The organism is Bacillus sp. FDAARGOS_235 (assembly GCF_002073415.2).
In the GTDB taxonomy this organism is placed as follows: Bacteria; Bacillota; Bacilli; order Bacillales; family Bacillaceae_G; genus Bacillus_A; species Bacillus_A toyonensis.
The window spans coordinates 4613967-4634341 of the sequence record NZ_CP020437.2 but is presented as its reverse complement, the minus strand read 5'-3'; the positions used below and the strand labels follow the sequence as shown (position 1 = coordinate 4634341).

General features: G+C 32.0%; 29 protein-coding genes. 6 read left to right on the top strand and 23 right to left on the bottom strand.

From position 1 onward, the window contains the following. Window positions 1-15: 15 nt before the first annotated feature. A complete protein-coding gene (locus A6J74_RS26305; protein ID WP_044880923.1) occupies window positions 16-321 on the bottom strand; it encodes an HNH endonuclease in 306 nt (101 codons plus the stop codon). Then, complete coding sequence (locus A6J74_RS26300; RefSeq protein ID WP_016126325.1) at window positions 322-915, bottom strand: NUMOD4 domain-containing protein; 594 nt, start codon at window positions 913-915, stop codon at window positions 322-324. Between the two features lie 134 nt (window positions 916-1049). On the opposite strand from A6J74_RS26300, the gene A6J74_RS26295 reads away from it, so the two are divergent. Then, entirely contained in the window at window positions 1050-1256 is a 207-nt protein-coding gene (locus A6J74_RS26295; protein ID WP_000834523.1) for a hypothetical protein, read from the top strand. A 57-nt stretch (window positions 1257-1313) separates the two neighbouring features. Here A6J74_RS26295 and A6J74_RS26290 read toward each other — a convergent pair whose 3' ends face one another. After that, the gene (locus A6J74_RS26290) at window positions 1314-1628 is read right to left on the bottom strand and encodes a hypothetical protein (protein WP_080609670.1); all 315 of its coding nucleotides are present in this window, start codon (window positions 1626-1628) and stop codon (window positions 1314-1316) included. A 260-nt stretch (window positions 1629-1888) separates the two neighbouring features. After that, on the bottom strand, window positions 1889-2503 hold the full coding sequence (locus A6J74_RS26285; RefSeq protein WP_016126327.1) for a hypothetical protein: 615 nt from the start codon (window positions 2501-2503) through the stop codon (window positions 1889-1891). 180 nt (window positions 2504-2683) lie between these two features. Here A6J74_RS26285 and A6J74_RS30145 point away from each other — a divergent pair, with 180 nt between their 5' ends. Further along, window positions 2684-2845 (top strand): hypothetical protein, encoded by a 162-nt coding sequence (locus tag A6J74_RS30145; RefSeq protein ID WP_000352022.1) that lies wholly within the window; start codon window positions 2684-2686, stop codon window positions 2843-2845. 270 nt (window positions 2846-3115) lie between these two features. Then, window positions 3116-3538 (top strand): type II toxin-antitoxin system HicB family antitoxin, encoded by a 423-nt coding sequence (locus A6J74_RS26275; RefSeq protein WP_016126328.1) that lies wholly within the window; start codon window positions 3116-3118, stop codon window positions 3536-3538. A 153-nt stretch (window positions 3539-3691) separates the two neighbouring features. Here the strand turns inward: A6J74_RS26275 and A6J74_RS26270 are convergent, their stop codons facing one another. The 6 genes from A6J74_RS26270 to A6J74_RS26245 form a co-directional block, all read right to left on the bottom strand. Then, window positions 3692-5539 (bottom strand): P-loop NTPase fold protein, encoded by a 1848-nt coding sequence (locus tag A6J74_RS26270; protein ID WP_016126329.1) that lies wholly within the window; start codon window positions 5537-5539, stop codon window positions 3692-3694. 97 nt (window positions 5540-5636) lie between these two features. Then, entirely contained in the window at window positions 5637-5912 is a 276-nt protein-coding gene (locus A6J74_RS26265) for a helix-turn-helix transcriptional regulator (protein ID WP_044880924.1), read from the bottom strand. Between the two features lie 239 nt (window positions 5913-6151). Beyond that, on the bottom strand, window positions 6152-6286 hold the full coding sequence (locus A6J74_RS30525; protein ID WP_255410451.1) for a hypothetical protein: 135 nt from the start codon (window positions 6284-6286) through the stop codon (window positions 6152-6154). Between the two features lie 212 nt (window positions 6287-6498). Next, window positions 6499-7353, bottom strand: coding sequence for a retron system putative HNH endonuclease (locus tag A6J74_RS26255; protein ID WP_044880925.1), 855 nt, complete (start codon window positions 7351-7353; stop codon window positions 6499-6501). Window positions 7354-7385: 32 nt separating this feature from the next. After that, on the bottom strand, window positions 7386-9503 hold the full coding sequence (locus tag A6J74_RS26250; protein ID WP_016126332.1) for an AAA family ATPase: 2118 nt from the start codon (window positions 9501-9503) through the stop codon (window positions 7386-7388). A gap of 325 nt (window positions 9504-9828) precedes the next feature. Further along, on the bottom strand, window positions 9829-10332 hold the full coding sequence (locus A6J74_RS26245; protein ID WP_080609668.1) for a sigma-70 family RNA polymerase sigma factor: 504 nt from the start codon (window positions 10330-10332) through the stop codon (window positions 9829-9831). Window positions 10333-10948: 616 nt separating this feature from the next. Here A6J74_RS26245 and A6J74_RS26240 point away from each other — a divergent pair. Next, the gene (locus A6J74_RS26240) at window positions 10949-12916 is read left to right on the top strand and encodes an SIR2 family protein (RefSeq protein WP_255410450.1); all 1968 of its coding nucleotides are present in this window, start codon (window positions 10949-10951) and stop codon (window positions 12914-12916) included. Window positions 12917-13103: 187 nt separating this feature from the next. Here A6J74_RS26240 and A6J74_RS26235 read toward each other — a convergent pair whose 3' ends face one another. After that, window positions 13104-13478, bottom strand: coding sequence for an ArpU family phage packaging/lysis transcriptional regulator (locus A6J74_RS26235; RefSeq protein ID WP_080609664.1), 375 nt, complete (start codon window positions 13476-13478; stop codon window positions 13104-13106). Between the two features lie 4 nt (window positions 13479-13482). Further along, window positions 13483-13770: a hypothetical protein gene (locus A6J74_RS26230; RefSeq protein ID WP_065223348.1), complete on the bottom strand. Its 288-nt coding sequence runs from the start codon at window positions 13768-13770 to the stop codon at window positions 13483-13485. A gap of 125 nt (window positions 13771-13895) precedes the next feature. Between A6J74_RS26230 and A6J74_RS30140 the strand changes: the two genes are divergently transcribed. Then, window positions 13896-14060 (top strand): hypothetical protein, encoded by a 165-nt coding sequence (locus A6J74_RS30140; protein WP_080609662.1) that lies wholly within the window; start codon window positions 13896-13898, stop codon window positions 14058-14060. Between the two features lie 137 nt (window positions 14061-14197). Here the strand turns inward: A6J74_RS30140 and A6J74_RS26225 are convergent, their stop codons facing one another. Both A6J74_RS26225 and A6J74_RS30520 read right to left on the bottom strand, forming a co-directional pair. Beyond that, window positions 14198-14953, bottom strand: a complete 756-nt coding sequence (locus tag A6J74_RS26225) for a DNA cytosine methyltransferase (protein ID WP_080609660.1) — start codon at window positions 14951-14953, stop codon at window positions 14198-14200. Window positions 14954-15001: 48 nt separating this feature from the next. Then, a complete protein-coding gene (locus tag A6J74_RS30520; protein WP_255263926.1) occupies window positions 15002-15277 on the bottom strand; it encodes a hypothetical protein in 276 nt (91 codons plus the stop codon). A gap of 357 nt (window positions 15278-15634) precedes the next feature. Between A6J74_RS30520 and A6J74_RS26215 the strand changes: the two genes are divergently transcribed. Then, the gene (locus tag A6J74_RS26215; protein WP_080609656.1) at window positions 15635-16018 is read left to right on the top strand and encodes a DUF7668 domain-containing protein; all 384 of its coding nucleotides are present in this window, start codon (window positions 15635-15637) and stop codon (window positions 16016-16018) included. A 75-nt stretch (window positions 16019-16093) separates the two neighbouring features. On the opposite strand, the gene A6J74_RS30135 is transcribed toward A6J74_RS26215, so the two are convergent. The 9 genes from A6J74_RS30135 to A6J74_RS26175 all read right to left on the bottom strand — a co-directional run bounded on the left by A6J74_RS30135 (window position 16094) and on the right by A6J74_RS26175 (window position 20346). Then, complete coding sequence (locus A6J74_RS30135; RefSeq protein WP_176543021.1) at window positions 16094-16261, bottom strand: hypothetical protein; 168 nt, start codon at window positions 16259-16261, stop codon at window positions 16094-16096. 37 nt (window positions 16262-16298) lie between these two features. Continuing rightward, a complete protein-coding gene (locus tag A6J74_RS26210; protein WP_078206683.1) occupies window positions 16299-16871 on the bottom strand; it encodes a dUTP diphosphatase in 573 nt (190 codons plus the stop codon). A gap of 94 nt (window positions 16872-16965) precedes the next feature. After that, on the bottom strand, window positions 16966-17088 hold the full coding sequence (gene fbpA, locus A6J74_RS26205; protein WP_000553935.1) for a Fur-regulated basic protein FbpA: 123 nt from the start codon (window positions 17086-17088) through the stop codon (window positions 16966-16968). A 2-nt stretch (window positions 17089-17090) separates the two neighbouring features. Then, a complete protein-coding gene (locus tag A6J74_RS26200; protein ID WP_098155541.1) occupies window positions 17091-17720 on the bottom strand; it encodes a hypothetical protein in 630 nt (209 codons plus the stop codon). Then, window positions 17717-17887 carry a hypothetical protein gene (locus A6J74_RS30130; protein WP_080609654.1) on the bottom strand — a complete coding sequence of 57 codons (171 nt, stop codon included), beginning with the start codon at window positions 17885-17887 and terminating at the stop codon, window positions 17717-17719. The genes A6J74_RS26200 and A6J74_RS30130 overlap by 4 nt, the downstream gene beginning before the upstream one ends. 16 nt (window positions 17888-17903) lie before the next feature. Beyond that, on the bottom strand, window positions 17904-18734 hold the full coding sequence (locus A6J74_RS26190; RefSeq protein ID WP_080609652.1) for an ATP-binding protein: 831 nt from the start codon (window positions 18732-18734) through the stop codon (window positions 17904-17906). Then, window positions 18670-19428, bottom strand: coding sequence for a conserved phage C-terminal domain-containing protein (locus A6J74_RS26185; RefSeq protein ID WP_080609650.1), 759 nt, complete (start codon window positions 19426-19428; stop codon window positions 18670-18672). Before A6J74_RS26185 ends, A6J74_RS26190 begins: the two co-directional genes overlap by 65 nt. After that, on the bottom strand, window positions 19425-19697 hold the full coding sequence (locus A6J74_RS26180; protein WP_080609648.1) for a hypothetical protein: 273 nt from the start codon (window positions 19695-19697) through the stop codon (window positions 19425-19427). Before A6J74_RS26180 ends, A6J74_RS26185 begins: the two co-directional genes overlap by 4 nt. Window positions 19698-19719: 22 nt before the next feature. Next, window positions 19720-20346: a hypothetical protein gene (locus A6J74_RS26175; protein WP_080609647.1), complete on the bottom strand. Its 627-nt coding sequence runs from the start codon at window positions 20344-20346 to the stop codon at window positions 19720-19722. Window positions 20347-20375 lie beyond the last annotated feature (29 nt).

Below are 20375 nucleotides of genomic sequence, written 5' to 3'. Positions count from 1 at the left end.
CTTCAAAGTATTCTATCATCTATCCCTCCTAATCAAATCACCATGTTCATCAAACATTACATCTTCTCTAATCAATACAGCTTTACCAAATGTCTTAGTGTTATGACAAGGTAAGCATAAGTACTGTAGGTTCTCATGATTCAATGTGATATCTGGATTGTCTATATTCTGTGGTGTAATCTCAACAATATGGTCAACTATATAGCCATGTACTTCTTTACAATGCTCACACATACCATCTAATGTTGTAGCAATGTACGACTCTCTGCACTTCTCCCAACCTTTTGACTTATAGAATTTCCGACTATATTCTTTAGCTATTTAAACCACACCCTTAAACTTCCATACATATCCATACGCCTTTTCTAATTTTCCATTACAGCACTCTGAAATATTCCCTTTGCTGTATCCGAGCTGCTTATTAATATCAGCAATACTATTCCATTCTTTTATCAATTTACCTGAACTATCATATTGAATAACTACTTTGCTATTCTTTAACCGAATAGATTCATAATCAGTATTCTTTGTCTTCCTTTGCTTTTTAGTACCATGGTTTTCATTTTCTTTTCTAGTGCACCATTCTAAATTACTAACTGTATTGTTAGTTTTATTTTCATCAATATGATTAACTTCTGGTTTATTGGCAGGATTATTAATAAATGTTTCTGCAACCAACCTATGAACATTACATTTCTTGACCTTCCCTTCTAAGTACAACCCAACCTGCAAGTACCCACTCACAGAGTTAAGTGTTAATTTTAATATCTTCCCATGCTGTATCCTTTCATGATTCCCACTATGTCTAACAATCCTATCTAAACTTTTAACTCTGCCTAAACTACTGACTTGATATTTACCTTCGTAATCCTCTATATCATTCCACACTTCAAGTTCATTATTAACCCTTGTCATTCACCTACCACCTTCTATATTAATAGGAGGTAATTTGTCTAACTCCCCCATATGGTAATCCCTTTGTAAACCTTTTTATTTAAATGTATAATTGTATTAAAAGTCAAACATTTCAGAATCATGGAGGGAGAATCATGAAAAGTTTTGGTACGTTAGTAATCTCTACCGTCATTTCAGCAGGATTAGTATATTATAATGTCGATTCCTTTTATAATAAATTTACATCAGGGAATACATATTACTGGGTAAACGGTATCCTAGCTGCTGGATTCCTTATATCCCTAATTATCAACATAAAAGATATCATCAAGAAAAACTACACAACTTCTGAATCGAATTAAGGAGCCTATTATGGTTCCTTTTTCTATGCAAAATAAAAAACAACGGATTCACTATTTTTATTTATCCCAATCTTCAAGGTCTTTATATTGCTTTTTATATTCGTTTTTTAAAACATTCTCATGCCATGCATCATCTACGTCCGGTCTTGATTGTTTATTATTGTATTCATTCACATCACCGTTTTCATTTAACCATTCAGGATTCCTATGAACATAACGATAAATAAATTGTCTTGCTTCTTTTAACGAGTTAAACTCTCCGAAGTATACCTTTTGTTCTATTCCTACCGCATAACCATGTACAAAGTAAGTTGTCCCCTTTTCTCCATGCGTTTCAAAAAAAGGCCTTTTTGACTCATCTATTTTTCTCATATCAACATCCCCTTTCTAATTAGATTCATTATACAAAATAAAAACGACTAATTTTGAAAGGTTTCATAATTTTTCGTTCATTGTGTTCGTTTGTTTGTTATCTTTCCTTAACAACAAACAAGACGCTACAAGAATTTATATAATTTATAACCCAATACGGTAAATGAAGTTTTATATAACATAATTGTCGTTAGCACCTATCTATTATTAGGTGGCTTTTGTACGACAAAAACTATATGGTTTATAACTTTTTAATTATATTAACGATATCTCGATGAGCCTTTTCTACTAGAAGCTAATTTATTTTTATTTGCTCTTTCTTTTTCCGCTATTTCTTGTTCCTCTTTTTCTTTTTCCTCAGTTTCCTTTTTTTCAATACACTTATCAATAATTTGCTTATAAAAATGAAACCTTCCAAAATTATTTCTATAATTCTGTACAGCAATTCCTACAAAACCGAGTACGACCATTAATATTAAGAAAACAATCGCTCCACTTGCAAAGACTGTATTAAATGTAAATGCTAAACTATCTGCCTTTTGATTTATATCGCTTATCTCGTCTCCTTTAAGAAAAAGCATTGCAGCATTTAAAGAAAAACCAGAAAAACAAGTAAATAGCGCTATAAACGTACCCACTAGAATTGTAATAAAAGAGTTGTAGAATGTTTGAGTTGGACCAAATAACTTACTTTGTTCTACTTCTCCTTCCAAAATAACACTCATTGACTCTAAGTCTTCTTTTGTATGTCCCTCTTCTAGCTTATTAATAAATTCCGAGCATTGTTTAACAGTTAGTTGTTTGTACTTAACATTGAAATATTCTCTTATTTTCCCATCAAGATATTTTCCAATCCTATTATTATTTATATCCATCGCACCATACCTCCTCCAAATTTATAAATCATTATATTACTGTAATTAAATTCAATCAATAAAAAAATCCATGAAATTAATATATTTAATACTAAAAATTGCTAATAAATATCAAAAAACCATTGATACGTATTATAATACGTGTTATAATAAGAGTATAGAAAGGAGGGAATAAGGGAGATGGACATTCTAGATATTTTAGACAAAGTAAGCGGGATTTCTTCTTTCATCTTAGCGATATACATACTTCTCAAAGAAAGCAAAGAAGAAAAAAATAAGCGTCCTCAACGCAAAGGTTCAAGCCGACCAAGCAGAAAACCTAAGCGAAGAAAACGCAAGTAACCCATTGGGAAACTCAACCAACTGGTTGGGTTTCTCAAAAAAATATTATCATCTCCCATATCAATATGTCAAAAACTTCATTGATTTTAAATACTATTTGTTTATTTTTAACAATTCGTTTCTTTATTGTTACCGACTTTTCTAATTTACAAATGTTAGACACTATCTACTTAATAGTGATTATTTTATGGATTCTGGTCTTTACCATTTCGATTATCAAGAAATTTAAGAAGTAAATCCATTACACTATATTTAGCAGGAGGAAAACAAATGAGCACTTACCAAGATCGCTACATCTACCCATCTATTTTTGATTTTTCTAATGAGCAGGTTACTGTTACATTTCCTGACTTAGCAGATTGTCATGCTAATGGTAATAACTATGAGGATGCTTTTGAAATGGCTAAAAAGACATTAGCAACTCATCTATATGAAATTGAAGAAAATAAAGGCATTATTCCGCCTGTATCTAATCCAGCTTCTATCCAAACTAAAGAGAATCAAGTTATTGGCTTAATGGAAGTCTGGATGCCACCATTCCGTAGTGAGATTGAAAATAAAGCAGTAAAGAAAACACTAACTATTCCTCATTGGCTTGATAAGATGGGAAAAGCTAATAATGTAAACTACTCACAAGTGTTACAAGATGCACTAAAAAAGCATTTAGGTGTTAATGAAAACAAGAATATATAAAAGAGATGATTTATTTTCATCTCTTTTTTCTTTTGCAATACAAAATAACCGTCCAACATTGAACGGTCATCTTGTATTAAAAGCTATATAAAGTTTTATCTATACATAAGTAGCATCTGTATGAAAAATAAGAAAGAAAAATTTTCAGTCTTTTTATTTTGTTATTTCACTTATACACTCTGCTAATTCTCTTAATAAAATCACTTTCGGAGAAATTTCTTTCCCTTTTATGTGGTTCTCTATCTCTTTTTTAAGTTCCTTTAACACAGGTAACTCTACCGAAAGTTCTTCTCTCATGACATCTTTATAACGCCTCTCTATAACGTCAATAAAGAAGTACAAATCACGATTTTCAAGACTAAATATCGTCTCTTTTATTAATTGGAACTCTAAAATATGAAATATCGGGATGTTTTGATATTCAACATCCATTTCCCTCCCAAATTTAGGAACATCAACTTTTATTAATTGGAACAAGTTAAAAATATCCTGTTTTTCCTTTTGTGCTTTTAACCCATCAATTGACGAACACAATTTATCCAATATTAACTTTCTATTTCCACTAGCGATTGTTCTGGCAGCTGATAAACCTTCTTCTCTATCTTCTTCATATTCAGCTTTTTCCTTAGCCTTATCTATACCACTAAGTATCGCTTCTGTAAGTTCATCAATGCTCTTATCAAAGAGTTTCAATTTAATAAGTTCTTCAAATCGGTTATATGCAATATAATAAGTATATAAATCGCAATCTCCCTGTTCTAATTTTTCAAAAGTCAATTGAGTTAATCTCCTGAAATCTTCATCGGAATGATACCAATATTCATGCGTAAGAAATGAATTATATTTCAATTCTTTTTCACCATTTTTTGTAATTCCATCCATTTCATTTTTAAAGGTTGCTATATCAAGAATACCTTTCCTTACAAATGTTTCAATAAATTTAATATATCTAATGTTGTTTTCTTCAAGAAGATATTTCTCATCAAATGCCTTTAAAGATTTCCAAGGTTCATCTTTTACGTTATCCATTAAACGAACATGATAGAAAAATTCTTTATCTGATGTTATTTTTTCTAGACTATCACTTTCCTTCATTCCAGAACGAATCTCAAAACTAATAGCCAATGTAAAATAAAGAATTTCTCTCATAACTTTTTCGCTAATCTTAGGATAATTCTCTTGTATCTCATTATAAATAACTTCAAAATCAAAAATTATTTGTTTTAAGATACGAATATTATTGGTATTACTACTATGAAATAATTTTTCAATTAGAACCATGTTATCCTGTAACATCTTTTTGCAATCCTGATTTTTCATCGAATTAACTATTTGCTCCACTACTACTGTATGATCAGGTTTATATAATAAAGTACGCCCAATAACTTTTTCCTTAATTTTCTTATATTTTTCTTTCTCTTCTATCGCTTCTTCATTCGCAATTATTATTACTTTCGCATTGCCATGTTCCACTAATTCATTTATATAGCCTAACAACTCATTAATTGGTATTGAACTTCTTTCTAAGTCATCAAAACAAAAAACCACATCACTTAAATTTATTAATTTTTGAATATCTGTTGTTTCTAACTTGAAACTATTTGCACTAACCCCCAAAAATTTCGCATCTTTTAACCCAGAAAGAACAATACTTCCCACTTTAATCACTTTTTCATTTTTAAATGGATTAAATTTATTATTAAACAGATTAAATTTATTTTTATTTTCTCCTTTATTTTTATATAAATATAAATTTAATAAAAGTTTCTTTCTCACCTCATCAACATTAGAAAGACCGTATAACGAGATGTATACATGTTTATATGTGTCATCGGAATTATCTTGTATAATAGGTATTTCTTCGATTTCCTCTATGAGGTTATTCTCCCAAAAATGCGTTTTCCCACTACCCCATGCTCCATTTATAAGTACTGCATAAGACGTTTGCTCTTGTTTTACAAAACTCTTTATACTTTCTACTATATATTGACTTTGACTCATCTTCTCTTCTCCCCATTGAATTTTTTGATTTTTTCCTTAAGCATTCAAACCCCTAAACATTGATATCCACCTTCCACTATCAAACATCCCTCTTTATTTATTCTTCATATGGTCTATATTTACTACGCAAGACTTCTAATTCTTTCTTCTTCTCTTCAATGTCTTCACGTAGAAATAAACTAACTCGTTCCATCTTCTTAAATGGCACAAGCTTACCATCTTTAATCATTTTACTAATTCTCGCTTTACTAATCCCTAAAACATCCATTACCTCTGGTGTTGTTAATACCTCATCATGTAAAAAAGAAAGCAGTTGCTCTTTATCTTCAAACTTGTACACTTTATTCACCTCTTTTTTCTTTAAAAATCCCATAAAGTCGTAATGACGTATTTATTATATAAAGGACTAAAAGAATGATTAACGCGATATCCAAAACAGTTTTAAAAATACTCGCTTCGAGTGAATCTCGAAAATACGCAAAGTAAAACAGTGTAACGAAAATAATTAAGATGTTAGATGAATTACTTGTTTTCTTCATATTGTTTACAAATTGGCAAGTTGTTATAATGTGTATAGAAGAGAGAAGGTGGGCTTCTCTCTTCCGCTCAAAATCATTTTCGTTTACGTCTGGCTGGGCGTTTTCGTTTGGTTTTGAGCTTTTTCACTTTTTCGTGGATAACTAGGACTTTTTCGATGATTGTTAGTGCTGTAAGTACCACTCCTAGTATCAGTGCTAACTTTGCCAATTTGTTTCCCCCTTTCTTTCTATATTTATTATGCCACACCTATTAACTTAAGTGAACAGGTGTTAAATTTATTTTTTAAAATATTTTTTCTACTATAAGCAGGATTTTCATTATGTATCTTTTATGTTTTTTTCCAAATAAAAAGCACCTTATGCAGATGCTCTTTCTACTTACAAACTATTTATTTGTATCTCTTTAAAAGTTTTAATCTCTTATTTATATGCTAATTTTTTTTTACGCACTGATTTTTCATATCCAATCCTTAATTCCTCTAATTCTGTCCCATAGTCTTTTCGAAACTTTTCAGTTAGCTGAATTACCATTTGGCGATAAGGCATTTCAGGATTATTAATATATTCAAGAATGAAATCATAATTGTCTAGGATTTCTAATGTCTGTTCTTCTAACCGTTCCTTTGCCTCTGAATCAGTATCTAAATGTTTCTTGAAATAAATATTATTTTTAAAACCCGTTAATATTTGTCTTTTCTTTAAAAAAATATCCTTTGCTAATCTTTCACGAAGTTTAGTTAAATCTTTTCTATAAAGACCGTAATGTCTTATAGATAATTTCCCCTTATCTGTTTTAGATTCAATGTAACCTTTCTCAGTATATTTAATGTGATCTTCAGGAGCTTCTTCACAAGGATTTATTAACAATGGTGCTTCTTGAGAAATTTGATTTGGATTTGCAGTCCGATTATTTTCATTTACTAGAGGGAAGAAATTCCCCTTGATCTTATTACATTTAGGACAAGATACCAATAAATTGTCCCACTTCATAGCTAACCAATAATACCCTGGATACTTCAGATTTTCTTTAACCTTTATTCTAATTGCTCCTTTAGGTCTGAAGTGTTCAATTTCTTCATAGGATATTGCTCGAATTTCACTTTCACAATATGCGCATTTCCCATGAAACATTTTGGCTAATTTTTTTACTACACTTGGATTTTTATAAGCAGAAAAATCAAATTTTCTTGTTTGAGTTTGAAAATATGTTATTGCCTCCGCTAATTCTGTAGATCCAATAGAATTTGTGTTAGTTAAATCTAATTCTTTTGGCAATTTCCCTCTTTTGACATATATCATAAAAACCCTTACCCTTCAAAATATTCTATAGTTTCTTTAATCATCTTTTTAAAGTCCTGTTCATTATAATTGGAATTTCTATCTCGAGATTTTGCCAAGTATTCATCTACTACTTCATAAAACTTTTGTTCCCTAATCGTCGTGCCTGTTTTATCATATTTTTCTAATTTATTTTTCAAATACCTTATCTCTTGTTTCTCTTCTGAATTAGGTTCGGGATTTGATAAAAGTAAATAATATCTATCAAATAATTCATTTAACTCCGGCATCGTATCATACAGCCCAAAAAATTTAGATGTTAATAGCACTTCCACATTAAACCCTTTTTGCGAAGGGAGTTTTTGAGTAATATACGGATTTTTATCCTCATCTTCTAATAACACGGCAATTTCTCCATCAATAAGTCCACGAAGTGATAATGGATTATGCGATGTTGCGATAAATTGGATTTTCGGAAAAGCTTTCTTCAATCTAGATACAATTTCAATATTCCATCTAGGATGTAAATGGGCATCTATCTCATCAATTAAAACTATTCCCTCCGCATCAAAACTGCGCCATCGATTTTTCATGACCATCATTATATCAGTAGCAAGTGCAATAACAGTTTGATATCCATCACTTAATTCTTCTAATTCAACAGTTGAATTTGGTAATCTAAAAAGTAATAACCTTTTAGATTTATTCCTAACAACTCTCACATCTTCTAAAATAACTGATTCTATAGCTCGCCTTACATTAAAAAAGTCCTCATCACTTAAAGACAGCAAATACTCCTCTACATGTACTAATGGTATAAATGGATTAAAAAGATTACCTGTTCTTGCCCAAGTAATGTTCATACCTTCTTCCATGCTATCCCGTGGGAGTAAACGTGTAGATCCATAACCTAATAATAAAATCCTCGGTTCTTGATGGTTCTCCCCCCTAAATTCTCTCGAATATTTATTAAAGTGTAGACTAATTGGTTCCATCATCCCCGATAAATATACTTTAATATACCCCTCAGATGCATTATGTCGTAAATATTCATTAGGACTTTTATTAATTTTCCATAATAGTTTATCTCTTTCTTTTTTCCCCATCAACGCCAGTGCAATGGCTTGTAAAATTGAACTTTTACCTATACCATTCTCACCAAGGAGCATTAACCACGGTGCATCTTTACTTTTACTTAAAGTCAAATCAAGTTTTAAATCTTTAATAATTTTAAAATTACTAATCTCAATTTTTTCAATAAATCGTTGCACACTAAAATATTTAGATATATCATTATCATCTGTCACATTATAAAGGTTTATTTTTTTTTCCGTATCATAATACTTTCGTTTCGTTGATTCGATAAAGTTATCTTTATTTGCGGCAACGAAATAATGCAACTCACTTTTCGTCATAATTCCCTTTAAATATTCATCTAATTCTTCAGTATACTTCATACTTCCATTTAAAATTAATTCAGAAAGAATATGCCTTTTTAAACCAGCAAATATTGATTCTTGATTTATTTCTTTAATAATTCTTCCCATGCCCTCACCATGCCTACGTAACATACCACTGCTCTCTATATAAAAATTACACATTTCAACAAATTGTTCAGCCTCTTCTCTTCTAGCTTTCCTCAATGAATCTCGATTTAAGTTTAATATCTCTATTGAAATATGTCCTTTTTTTGTTCGTGGGTATATGCTTCCATCACTACTATAACTAAAATGCTTCTCTGGATAGTCTCTATAAGGATTTAGTAATAACCTCTTTTCTTTAGTTAATTCTTTCTGACTTGCATTAAAAGAAGCCATCTCACCTTCTACTGGAAATCGATTACTTTTGGCACGATTACACTCTACACAAATAGAAAATAGATTATCGATATCATTTTCCAACCAGTTATAAAGTTCCTCATGAAAAATTCCATCCATAGTATTTAGCGCACCATTTATTGGTCTATAATAATCAATTTGTATATCTATACGTTCCATCGAATTTTCACAATAGGAACATTTCCCATTAAAACACTCCGATATTAATTTTTCTAACTCACCTTTCTCATTTAGTATGTACTGTAATCCTAGAGCTGATAATTCATTAGATAGCCAGTTTATTGCACCATTCTTATATATTCGAATCATAAACTTTTCCCCTTAATAATTTACTAGACACAATTTACAATTGTCCGTATAACTCACTGTTTTTAGTTTAATTATTTCAAAACTAACAAATGTAAAAGATTATAACCAATCTTCTATACATTATATTAATATATAGAAGATTATTGGTGTTTATGATTAAAATATCTTTTAATCATAAACATTTCTTAATTTCACTAAACCCTATTTCTCATACTTTTGAAATTATTGTAACAAGTTGTTTTCATCGGTATCTCTTTGAAATATTCTCAAATTTATCTATTATTAATTATATATAATTGATAATTTTTTACAATATTAAAAAACCTCATCCGCAATTGCAGAAGAGGCTCTCATTTACCTGTCTTGCTATTTTCTTTTCAGCACGTTCTATCATAGATTGTACCGTACTACATGTAACATCTAAGTATCTAGCAATCTCTCTATATGTTAAACAATATCCTCTAGACATTAAATACACTTCTTTCTCCCGTTCTGTTAACAATGATAATGCATCTTCCAACCTAATCTTATCCCATTCACCAATTGCATGTTCTTGCTGATGATTATCCCACTCATATAAATTATCCTCCATGCTACGGAAATACCTTTGCATCAGTAACGGATCACACGCTCTTTCTCTCTGATAAGCAGCTAACCTTTCAACCCCTCTACGAGTTCCCGGTCTTCTCGCCTTTTTCATCCATTCTAAGGAGTAAGAAATGTCGCTAATCATATCAGTGAGAATCTTTATATCTTCCTCTTTAGCATCCTTTTGCGCCTCGCTCAATTGTCTTAAAGTCATGTTATATTGCTTAATCAAATCCTGCATAACCTATCCCCTCCTTATAAACAAAAAAGAACAACGTATATAGACTGTACTTCTCTACATAACAGTGTTCTTTTATTACTTTCATATTTAATTTCTACGCTTCTCTCACTACACAAGTGAATCCCACTTATACAGTCAGAGAAACGGAAAACCGTTCCTCATAGACACAAATCTGTAAGTGTAGCTGATGCTTCTAATTAGTTTGGTAAAGTTCAAGAGAGAAATCAAGTGTTGAGGTGCCCCACGCCTCTTTGAACCGAGGAAAGTATGATTAGCAATTGGACATTCGGAAGGAACATCCTCGGCTCAAAGAGAGGTGTAACCCTCTCCCCCGTTGGTCGGACCCTTACTTACGTTTATTCGTGAGTAAACTATAATTAATTGCCCTAGCCCGAGACGTTTAAAGAAATCAAGAAACGACATACAGTATCATTTCCGTGGCAGTTCTTATTACAGTTTCAATGATACAAGGATAAATATTATATTTTTTATCAACTTTTTATCTTTTTTTTAAACGGAAATCTTTTTAGATAAATAGTGATACAGCATAGAAATTTAAAGACTCTCTCTAAAATATTTGTTATTATTTGTATATAATACTAAAGAGGTGAACATTGTGAATAATGAGAGTTTAACAGAAGAGAATACTGACATATATCGCGATTTAGAAGATATTGTTTCGGCTCTAAAAATGGCTAAAGAAGAGAATATTAATGTAAATTTATTAATTGGTGCCGGATGTTCTGTAACAGCCAATATTCCTGCAGCTCAAGGAATGATAGATACTATTAAAGAAAAGTATCCCCGTGAGTTTAAACGTGCCAAAATTAAAGATTACCCTAACTGCATGTCTAAACTTACACCTTCTGAACGAAAAAATTTAATTTCTCAAATTATTAAAGATGCCAAAATTAATTGGACACATATAGCTATTGCACAACTACTAAAAAACGGATACATAAATCGTATTTTGACACCTAATTTTGATAATTTAGTTCAACGTGCTTGTTCCTTAGTAGGTGAGTTCCCAGCAATTTATGACTTAACTACCTCCTCTGAGTTTAGAACAGATTTATTATTCGATAAATCTGTAATTCATTTACACGGACAACATACAGGCTTTATTTTATGTAATACAGAAAAAGAAGTAGAAGCTCAATCCCAAGTATTAAAACCTATATTTGAGCAACTTGACCGAAAAAGTTTATGGATTGTTGTTGGCTATAGCGGAAATAACGATCCTATATTTAAATTATTAGCGAGAAAAGAAGTTTTTGAACATCGTCTTTTTTGGATAGGTTATGAAGATTATGAACCTTCTACAATGTTAAAGGAAAACCTTTTATTAGATGGAAAATATGCATTTTTCACAAAAGGTTTTAATTCTGATGATTTCTTTGTAAGTGTAGCTCAACAATTAAAGTGCTTCCCACCTGCTTTTGTCCAAAAACCATTTACATATTTATCAGAAACACTTGATACACTGGCAGAATATAAAGTACCTTCCATTAGAAATGATTTATCCAAAAATAATGATTTAAATGAATCTAACAACCTTCATATTCTTACTAAAAATGTAGTAGAAAAAGCGATTGAGACAATCGAGAGCGATTATACATTGATGGCTCAACATTATTTTATGGCTGGACTTTTTGATGAAGTCATACAACTCGCAAATGAAAAAAATGATGAAGATAATTTCGAATTTGAATATCAAGTAATAAACGCTTTTAGTCATCGCAATAAAGGTAACGATTTATTAATCGCTCTAGAGAGATTAAATAAACTAGATTCTAAGTTCCCAGGTAAGGTACAAATTAAAAAAGATCTATCAGATCTGTATTTCTCAGCCGGACTAAAAGATATACTACAAAATTCAGAAGAATTCAGTTTAGAGAATCAAAAGCTTTTAAGTTTATCAATTGAAAATCTTGAAAAAACATATGACCTCATACCATCCGCAATAAACTTCTTTCGATGGGAACTCTACTTAACATTTCTATATAAGGTCCTATTCTTTAAAAACAATCAAGATTTCAATAAATTATTACAAACATCATTGACTACTCTTTTAGCAAAATTACAAAACACTACTTTTGATGTACTTGATTCAAAAATACATGAAATTGCTTCTTTAAGTATTGAACATCAAAATTTTGAATTTGCTACTTTTATATTAGACGAACTAAATAAATTAGATAAATTAGATAAATCATGTCAAGCATATATTGCGGCTACACGAGGATTATGGTTCTTTAGAAACAAAAATATCTCCCCTGATGTGGCTCTTCAAACTGGATTGAATTATTACAAAGAAGGGCTTGAATTCCTAGAAAAAGAGGAGAATTTCGATACATCACAACATAAATATATTGGATTAAAACAGCATTTTCTATTTGAACATGCCATGTTTCTTTTGCTTCATAAAAAAGATACAGAGATTGCAATAGCTAATCTTAATAAGTGTGTTGATTTAGGTGAAATTAATGGTGTGTATAGTGAAATACGAAAAGAAGCTATTGACTTTTTAGAATCTTTAAAACCTCAGAATGTTACTGCAGCACAAGTAGCATCTACTATCTAACAGAAATAAATATTAATAACATCGTTGTTGAATAAATCACCTGAGTAAACAAGTGATTTATTCAACTTAATTTAAAATTAAGACCTACGATACTTTTAACACTACTTTTCTACTTCATTTAGTGATACTGATTTTAATTTACAAACAAACTTCATTCTATTAATAATTAATTTATATAAATAATTTGCTATTTTTCCACCTCAATTCCTAACTTATAAGCCAGCTCACACAAAGCCTTATTCCTCTTCCTATAATAATCCGGCTGAGACATATTCAATATCCTACACATCTTTATCCAACTAGGCTTCTCTTTCCCTAGATAAGCTAACTCAATAAGTTGCTTATCCCACTCATCTAGCTTCTCCACACCTTTTCTTATTTCTTGAATATAGTTGATTCTTGCTAAAACTGTTTCACTCATGCCAATCACCTTTCCATCTTGTACACGCTCTATATCTCTTTCATCTATACTCGATAATAATAAGTGATACTTTTTCAAAGCTTGAAGCACATTCTTCTTTGTCTGCTCTTTGTTAAGAACAGGTAGGGCAATATCCAACATACTCTCACTCCTTCACCATTTTCAAAAATGTATCCAACGGCATAACTACCAACCACGGTTTTCTATCCGCTTTTATTGCTAATGCATCTGGCTGTTCACGTTCATCCTCCAACCAGTTATATAACGTCTTGAATCCTTCTTTTCTCGCTTTCACTTCCCATTCAAGACCTAAACCCTTCACGTCATTTGAGTACCCGTCTATTGCACCAGAGAGCGGTACACGAGCACCGCCTATTAAACTAGCAAATTCTCTTTCACGTCTCATTCCTTTATCTCTTTGACTTTTCCCCATCTATAAATCTCCATTTCTTTAAAAGGATTATTTTGTTTAAATCTTCCTTAAATCTTGTTGTTACTCCTTAATATCTAAATGAATTCCTGTATAATACAATTTAGTAATTAATAGGAGTGTTAAATATGCCCGATACATTAAGAATCATTATTTATATCATTGCAGTGGTTGGTGCATTTGCTGCTTTGATAAAAGAGTTTAAAAAGCCTCAAAAAAGTATCTTTTTGATTTCGTTCAATTTTTTGATTCTCATAGGCTTTACATATTTATTAACAAAGAAGTTGATGTAATTTAAGTAGTAAATACTTCCTCTACCCCTGAATAAAACTCAATATTACGTCAATAATACAGATACACCAGTCTCCAATTCCCCTGGAGTCGAGCAGTTAGCTTTTGCTAGCTGCTCTTTTTCTATAAAGTGAAATTTTTATAATAAACCTTCAATCTTTGCTATTGCCTCAAATATAGGATAGATCTGTTGCGGGACCACTGCATTGCCCAAGAACCTCAATCTATCTTCGTCCAATCTTGTGGCAGCCCCATCATCCATTCCACAAACTGTGGGTTTATTTTCTTCCCAATATGTTCTGGAAAGTGCTCCCCGATTGATCCCGGTAGTGTTTTCCCGTGTTTCCCATTTGTTTCTGAAGGGCACAACTCTCGGATCGGTTTGTAATTTTGACTTGTCGTTGGAGTGGCCAACAATAAATGTCCGGTATCTTTGATGTGGTGCGCCGACACTGACAGCCGGAAATACAAACGTCCTTGTCGAGTAGTTTTCTTCTTCCAAATCGGAGAGCACGGTGTCCAAGCCCATTGTGACGTGTCCAGCAACATTTTCTCCAACAAACCAAGTGGGTCTGATTTCTTTAATGAGTCGGAAAACTTCTGGCCATAACCACCTTTCGTCTTTTGCACCTCTTCGCTTTCCAACAAGACTTTCCCCCTGACAGGGATATCCTGCTGAAATAACTCCAATTGAATCAACGTCAACACCTCCATCTATTAATGATTGTTTCGTAAGTTTATATAAATCCGGGAAAATAGGAATGTTAGGATAGTTCTTTCTAAGTACACTTTGATTGAACCCTTCTATTTCGCAAAAGGCTGCTGTTTCAATTCCAGCCCAATCCGCTGCCATGCTTATTCCTGCTATTCCCGAACACAGATCTAACATTTTCATTTCCTATTCCCCTTTGTTTTAAAATAGCGTTTTTGTTGAAATTCAACTTCAATTCACTTTGATTATGGTATAATCTGTATAATTCATTTTTTCAAGAAAGGCTAAAACAATGAGAAAATACTTTGGTTTCATTTCAATGTTTTTAACTGCATTCTTATTTTTCGGTTCATTTTCTAGATATGTACACTTTGGTTCTTTAACTGGTATTTTTATACTATCTATCTCAATTGTTTTAGCTATTCTTGCTCCGAAAGGAGATACAGCGAAAAAAATCACTTTTGCTATTTTAATAATTTTAGGTATTTTAATTGCTTGCGCACTAATTATTGGTGCTATTATTGGTGCGGGAATGGCTGAATCGCAACTACAACATTTGAAATAATTCTTTTTCTCTCAAATAAGGATTTTGTTCTAAATACAATTGTTGATATTTTCATTTTCCATTCCCCTTTGTTCATAATTTTGTAAAACATATACACAAGTTTGTATGTTAAACTAAACTCATTCGAAGAAGTCATTCGTTATTAATTGAATCAATGATTCTTAATATCCCATCCCCCGCCCTAGCCCCCCTGCTAGGGCTTTTTTATTGTTCAAATAACTATTTTATTCCATTTTGATTTATCATTTATCCATTCAATGTATAATGAACTAAATACTTTAAGAAACGAGGTTACTGCTTTGAATCATAACGAAATAAAAGAAATCATTATTACATTACTAAAACCAATCGTGAAAAACTTAGTTGACGGTAATCTTTCTATACTATCGGCTAATGGCCAAATAGAGCCTGAATTAACAGAACAAGATATTCTAGAAGAAATAAACTTTTACCCAGGCACTATGACTCTTCCACCAGATAATGCTTATCATAATTGGGATGAAACTATACATCTCTTCGAAAAAGATAAACCAATCAAAATCAAAAACCTGAAACTTACCTACCATCTTGATTTTGATTTGTTTTTTGATAATGAACTAAGCGACTTAACTCTTCAATGCAATATTTATGAAGATAATCATTCAAACTTATCTATCAAAATCGAAAATCTCCACGTACTTTAATAATTACAGAGCAGCTATTAATAGTTGCTTTTTTATTTAAAATAACGCTTTTATTTAGTTTTCTTCCTCTACAGGCTACATTGCTTCTAATTGAACTGACATAACTACATAATGTTGTTCATTACATTTTTCACAAAAACCATGATAATGTTCATCGTTAACGTTCCCTTTTGCACGCACCTCTGTACGGTTAAAAGAATCGCAATGTTTGCAATACCACTTCACTATTATTGTTTCAATCATTTAAATCTCTCCATTTCTTAATAAAATTCAAATTTGATTAATATCCGTTATCCTGTCTCTCAAAGTTTTCCGCATTCTTCTCCTTATACGAATCAATGACGTCCTCATAAGTAAATCCATACAAATAGCAAATACGAAAGAAAATGCCAAACGCTCTTCTCAAATGCCCCATCGTTGTGGTTAAATCTCTGTACTGACACCATGCCCTTTTTGCAGTCAACACATCTTGCATGTACCATTCGAACAGCATATTTACATTACTTGTATCTTTTCTCATAATCGATTGCATACTGAATGATGGAATAAGTTCATGTCTCCATGTACATTTATCTAATTCAATTACTATATTCATAAGAAAATGGAGACCATCGATTAACTCTTCTAATAGTCCATTCTTTGGAACTCCAAATCCTGTACTCCACATCTTAAATGCTCGAGTTTCGTTCCATGCTTCACTGATTTCCACCAGTAATGCACGAAACAACATATCCATTTTGTCATTTCCTTTATATCCAATTCGTTTATCCAGTTCTTTTTGCATTTCAAATAGTTCCGTAATATCAAAGTTTTGTTTCTTCTCTTCAGATGTAATTGTGTGTAACTGAATCATTATAAGTTCACTCCAAGTTTGTATTTTAGTAAGAATATAGTCACACTGATTAAAATCCAGCTGACTAAAATGATCGCCATTTCCTTTTTAAAGCTCACTCTTCTCCCTCCAACATTTCCACTAACTCCTCAAACGAGCATTCGAACAAATCTCGAAGCCCGTCCTTGGATTTATAAATACCTCTATCAATCAGTTGATCTATGATGTGTTGATGCAAAACTACCCCACCATGTCCTCGACACAAAATTGTAATTCCATACTTTTAGCAGGAAAGTATTTTACTGGAGTATCTTTTTCATTAATTGCTACACAACCTAAAACACCCTCAAATTTGTTATCCTCAGTCTGAACAACCACTTTATATAGGACATCTTCACGTTCACAAATATCACCTAATATAAACTCGTCCATTTTACGATCCTTCTTATAAAACACCATGAAGCGCTCAAATTCTTCTAACTCTTCATCTGTTGCCTTTCGGAATGTACGTCCCTGATATTTTTTAAAGGAGCATCCATCTTCATAGAAACGATACTCACCAACTTTTAATCCCATAATTAAGTAATATTTGTCCTTAGTCTCCTCTCTTAAGACCCCATACCATTTCCCATTTAAACTTTCCATTACAAACATTTCACCGTACTCTAAATTCAATGGCTTTTCATAATCTACAAACTCGTTTTCAAAAAAGAAATTCATACCGATTGCAGATGGTACAATACGCTGACTACTAATTCCTAAAACCTCATGTTTCCCTTTTTTTAATGTGTGTGCAAAATAATCATTCTTTTCTTTAATCCAATTTGTTTTCATTCTTTCAATCGCTTCAAATCCTGTATATGTTTTCATTCTTTCTCCTTCGCTTTCTTTAACATTTCTTCAATCCGTTTTCCCGTTGTATTTTTATAGTCTTCACATGTCCATTCAGCGTTGTTTGTCGGAGATGGTGTAAATACCATTCCCCAACTACTAACGCTTGAAATATGGACATCAGGACGAATTACAGTAATGGTCATATTAGTTCGTCTCCCTTTAAAAAGGTAACTTTCTTTTCCGCTTATCTCTTGTAAACTTAAACTCAATATGCCTGTATGTGTTGAACATACGAGATGTAATACGCTCATCGTAAGCTTTTATAACAGCTTCACCTGTTAAGTTTGTTGTAATGATTGTTTTCTTTCCCTGTCTTCCATCAAAGACTTTAAACAGTACACGATTCACAAATGCAGTTGCCTTCGGATCAGCAGCATCCATATCACCTAGTTCCGCACCTAAGTCATCAATCACTAATAAATCTGCATTAATTAGTAAATTAACAATGCTATGCTCAGATTGCTCAGATTGCCCATTGAACGTAGAACGTATATAGTCAAACAGTTCTGATACAGAAACATAAAGAACAGTTCCTGCGCTATTCTCATTCATTTCATGAGCAATTGAATAGGCAAGATGACTTTTACCAGCACCCACTTTTCCAACTAGAATTAAATTAAACCTCACATCATTTAAATAATCTTCAAGTGCTTGTTTTGCTAAAGTGTAATTCTTTTCATCTTCTTCACAATCAGATTTAAAAGTTGAGAATCTAGCAAGTTTAATTGTTTCATCTTTAATCAAGCTCTTATCGTAAAACATACTTTTACGTTTTCTCTGTTCCTTCTCATCTCGAAATACATTCATTTCAGCTTCTAACTTTTGATTGTCTTCTGCCAACTTACATACTGGACAAACTACTTCATCATTTATCTTCATGTATCTAACAGTACGTTTACGTTCTTTTTTACAAACCTCACATGTATCAGAAAGGAAGATCATCTTCTTCGAAAGGGTCTTTGCTATATCTGTTACCTTTATTAGAGCCATGTTTTCCTTCCACCTTTCCTTGTTGTAAATAGCCTTCAAACTTTGTACCAAATAATGTTTCTGGTCTTAGATACTTTGCTTGTTCCGTCCTTAGCCATTCTCTAGCCTTTGTATCAATCACAGTTTTAAAGTCATCCACAATGAATCCTTCTACTAATCTAGTTTTAATCAATATTTGTGTTTTCTTAGATGTTAAACGGTAACTACTACCACACACGTCGTTGAGATAGTTTACTATCTCGACTATATATTCTTTAATCTCTGATGTAGTCTCTGTGTTAGTCTCTGGTATTGGTTTACCCAAATTGGGTACATCCATTTGCCCATTTTGGGTAGACCGTCTACCCAAGTTGGGTACATCGTTTGCGGATTCTAACAAACGGAGTTTTTCATAATTAATGGAATACCATTTCGTCTTATCAAACTTAGCTCGATTATAGTTACCTATAACAAGAAGCTGTTCATCTTCTAAATTCTTTACAATACGTCTAATGGTATTCTCACTCCAAAATGGAAATTGTTTAACCCATTCTGCCACACTGTTATATACCCAGTTTCTTTCATCATAAAAATGCTTAGATCTATTTAGCCAATAATGTATTTGTTGTAGAAATATTGCCTCATTTAAACCAATTCTGCTTGCCAGTCCTGGAAGAACAAGTAATGGTTCTTCATGAATTAATAAATTACTCATCTCTTCACCTTCCCCATAACAACTTCATAGTAGAATCCACGGTCACGATCCATCACAAGGCAACCTTTAAACAGATGAGGATTTTCATCATTTCTATGTTTAATTGTTTCTAACACCTTTCGAATAGGAAATAAATAATCAAACCCTTCATTCTCTAAACGACGACAGCGCTTAAGTAATTCAGATAACCTTTTATCACGCAAATATCGAGTTCCTAGATTTCTATTCAAAGCTAGTGGCATTGATCCATCTCTTACTACCGTTTTCATTTCAGTCACCCACCTATTGTGCTTACTGTTGCTTTTCTTTCGCTTCGTTCTTTTCAGCTTTAGATAGTGCTCGTTCTATTGACCAACCTCTATACAGCCTTGTTCGAACAGTTGCATAAGGTATTCCTAGAATTTCACATGCCTTTGTTATCGGCAATTTTTCTCCATTTATTTCTACAAGACGATTGCTCCTTCTGTTTAACGCCTGTTCTTGAGGCGTAGCCCATCTACAATTCTCTTTGGAATACCCTAAATTGTTGTCAATTCTATCTATAGAAAGTGAATCAGAATAGCCATCTTTCATATCCTCATAAAAGTTAAGGAATTCTTTCCATCTATTGCACACAGAGATGCCTCTACCACCGTATCTGTTATAATTAGAAGCATTTTCATCTGTACATCTTTGAACCATAGAGGCCCAAATGGTATAAATCCTTGTATATCTGAGATTGTGTTTTACTGAATTATATTTCCGAAGACATCCACAACTTCGGGTTTTTCTAAGGATCAAACAACTTTTACAAACAACCTTTTCATTTCCACATTCACATCTGCAAAGGATAGTTCTTGGTTTCGAATGTCCTCCCTTAAATTCTTTAATAGCGATCAACTTTCCAAACTTTTTACCGACTACATTATTTTCTTTCATTGTTTTTGCCTCCTAACATATTTTTATAG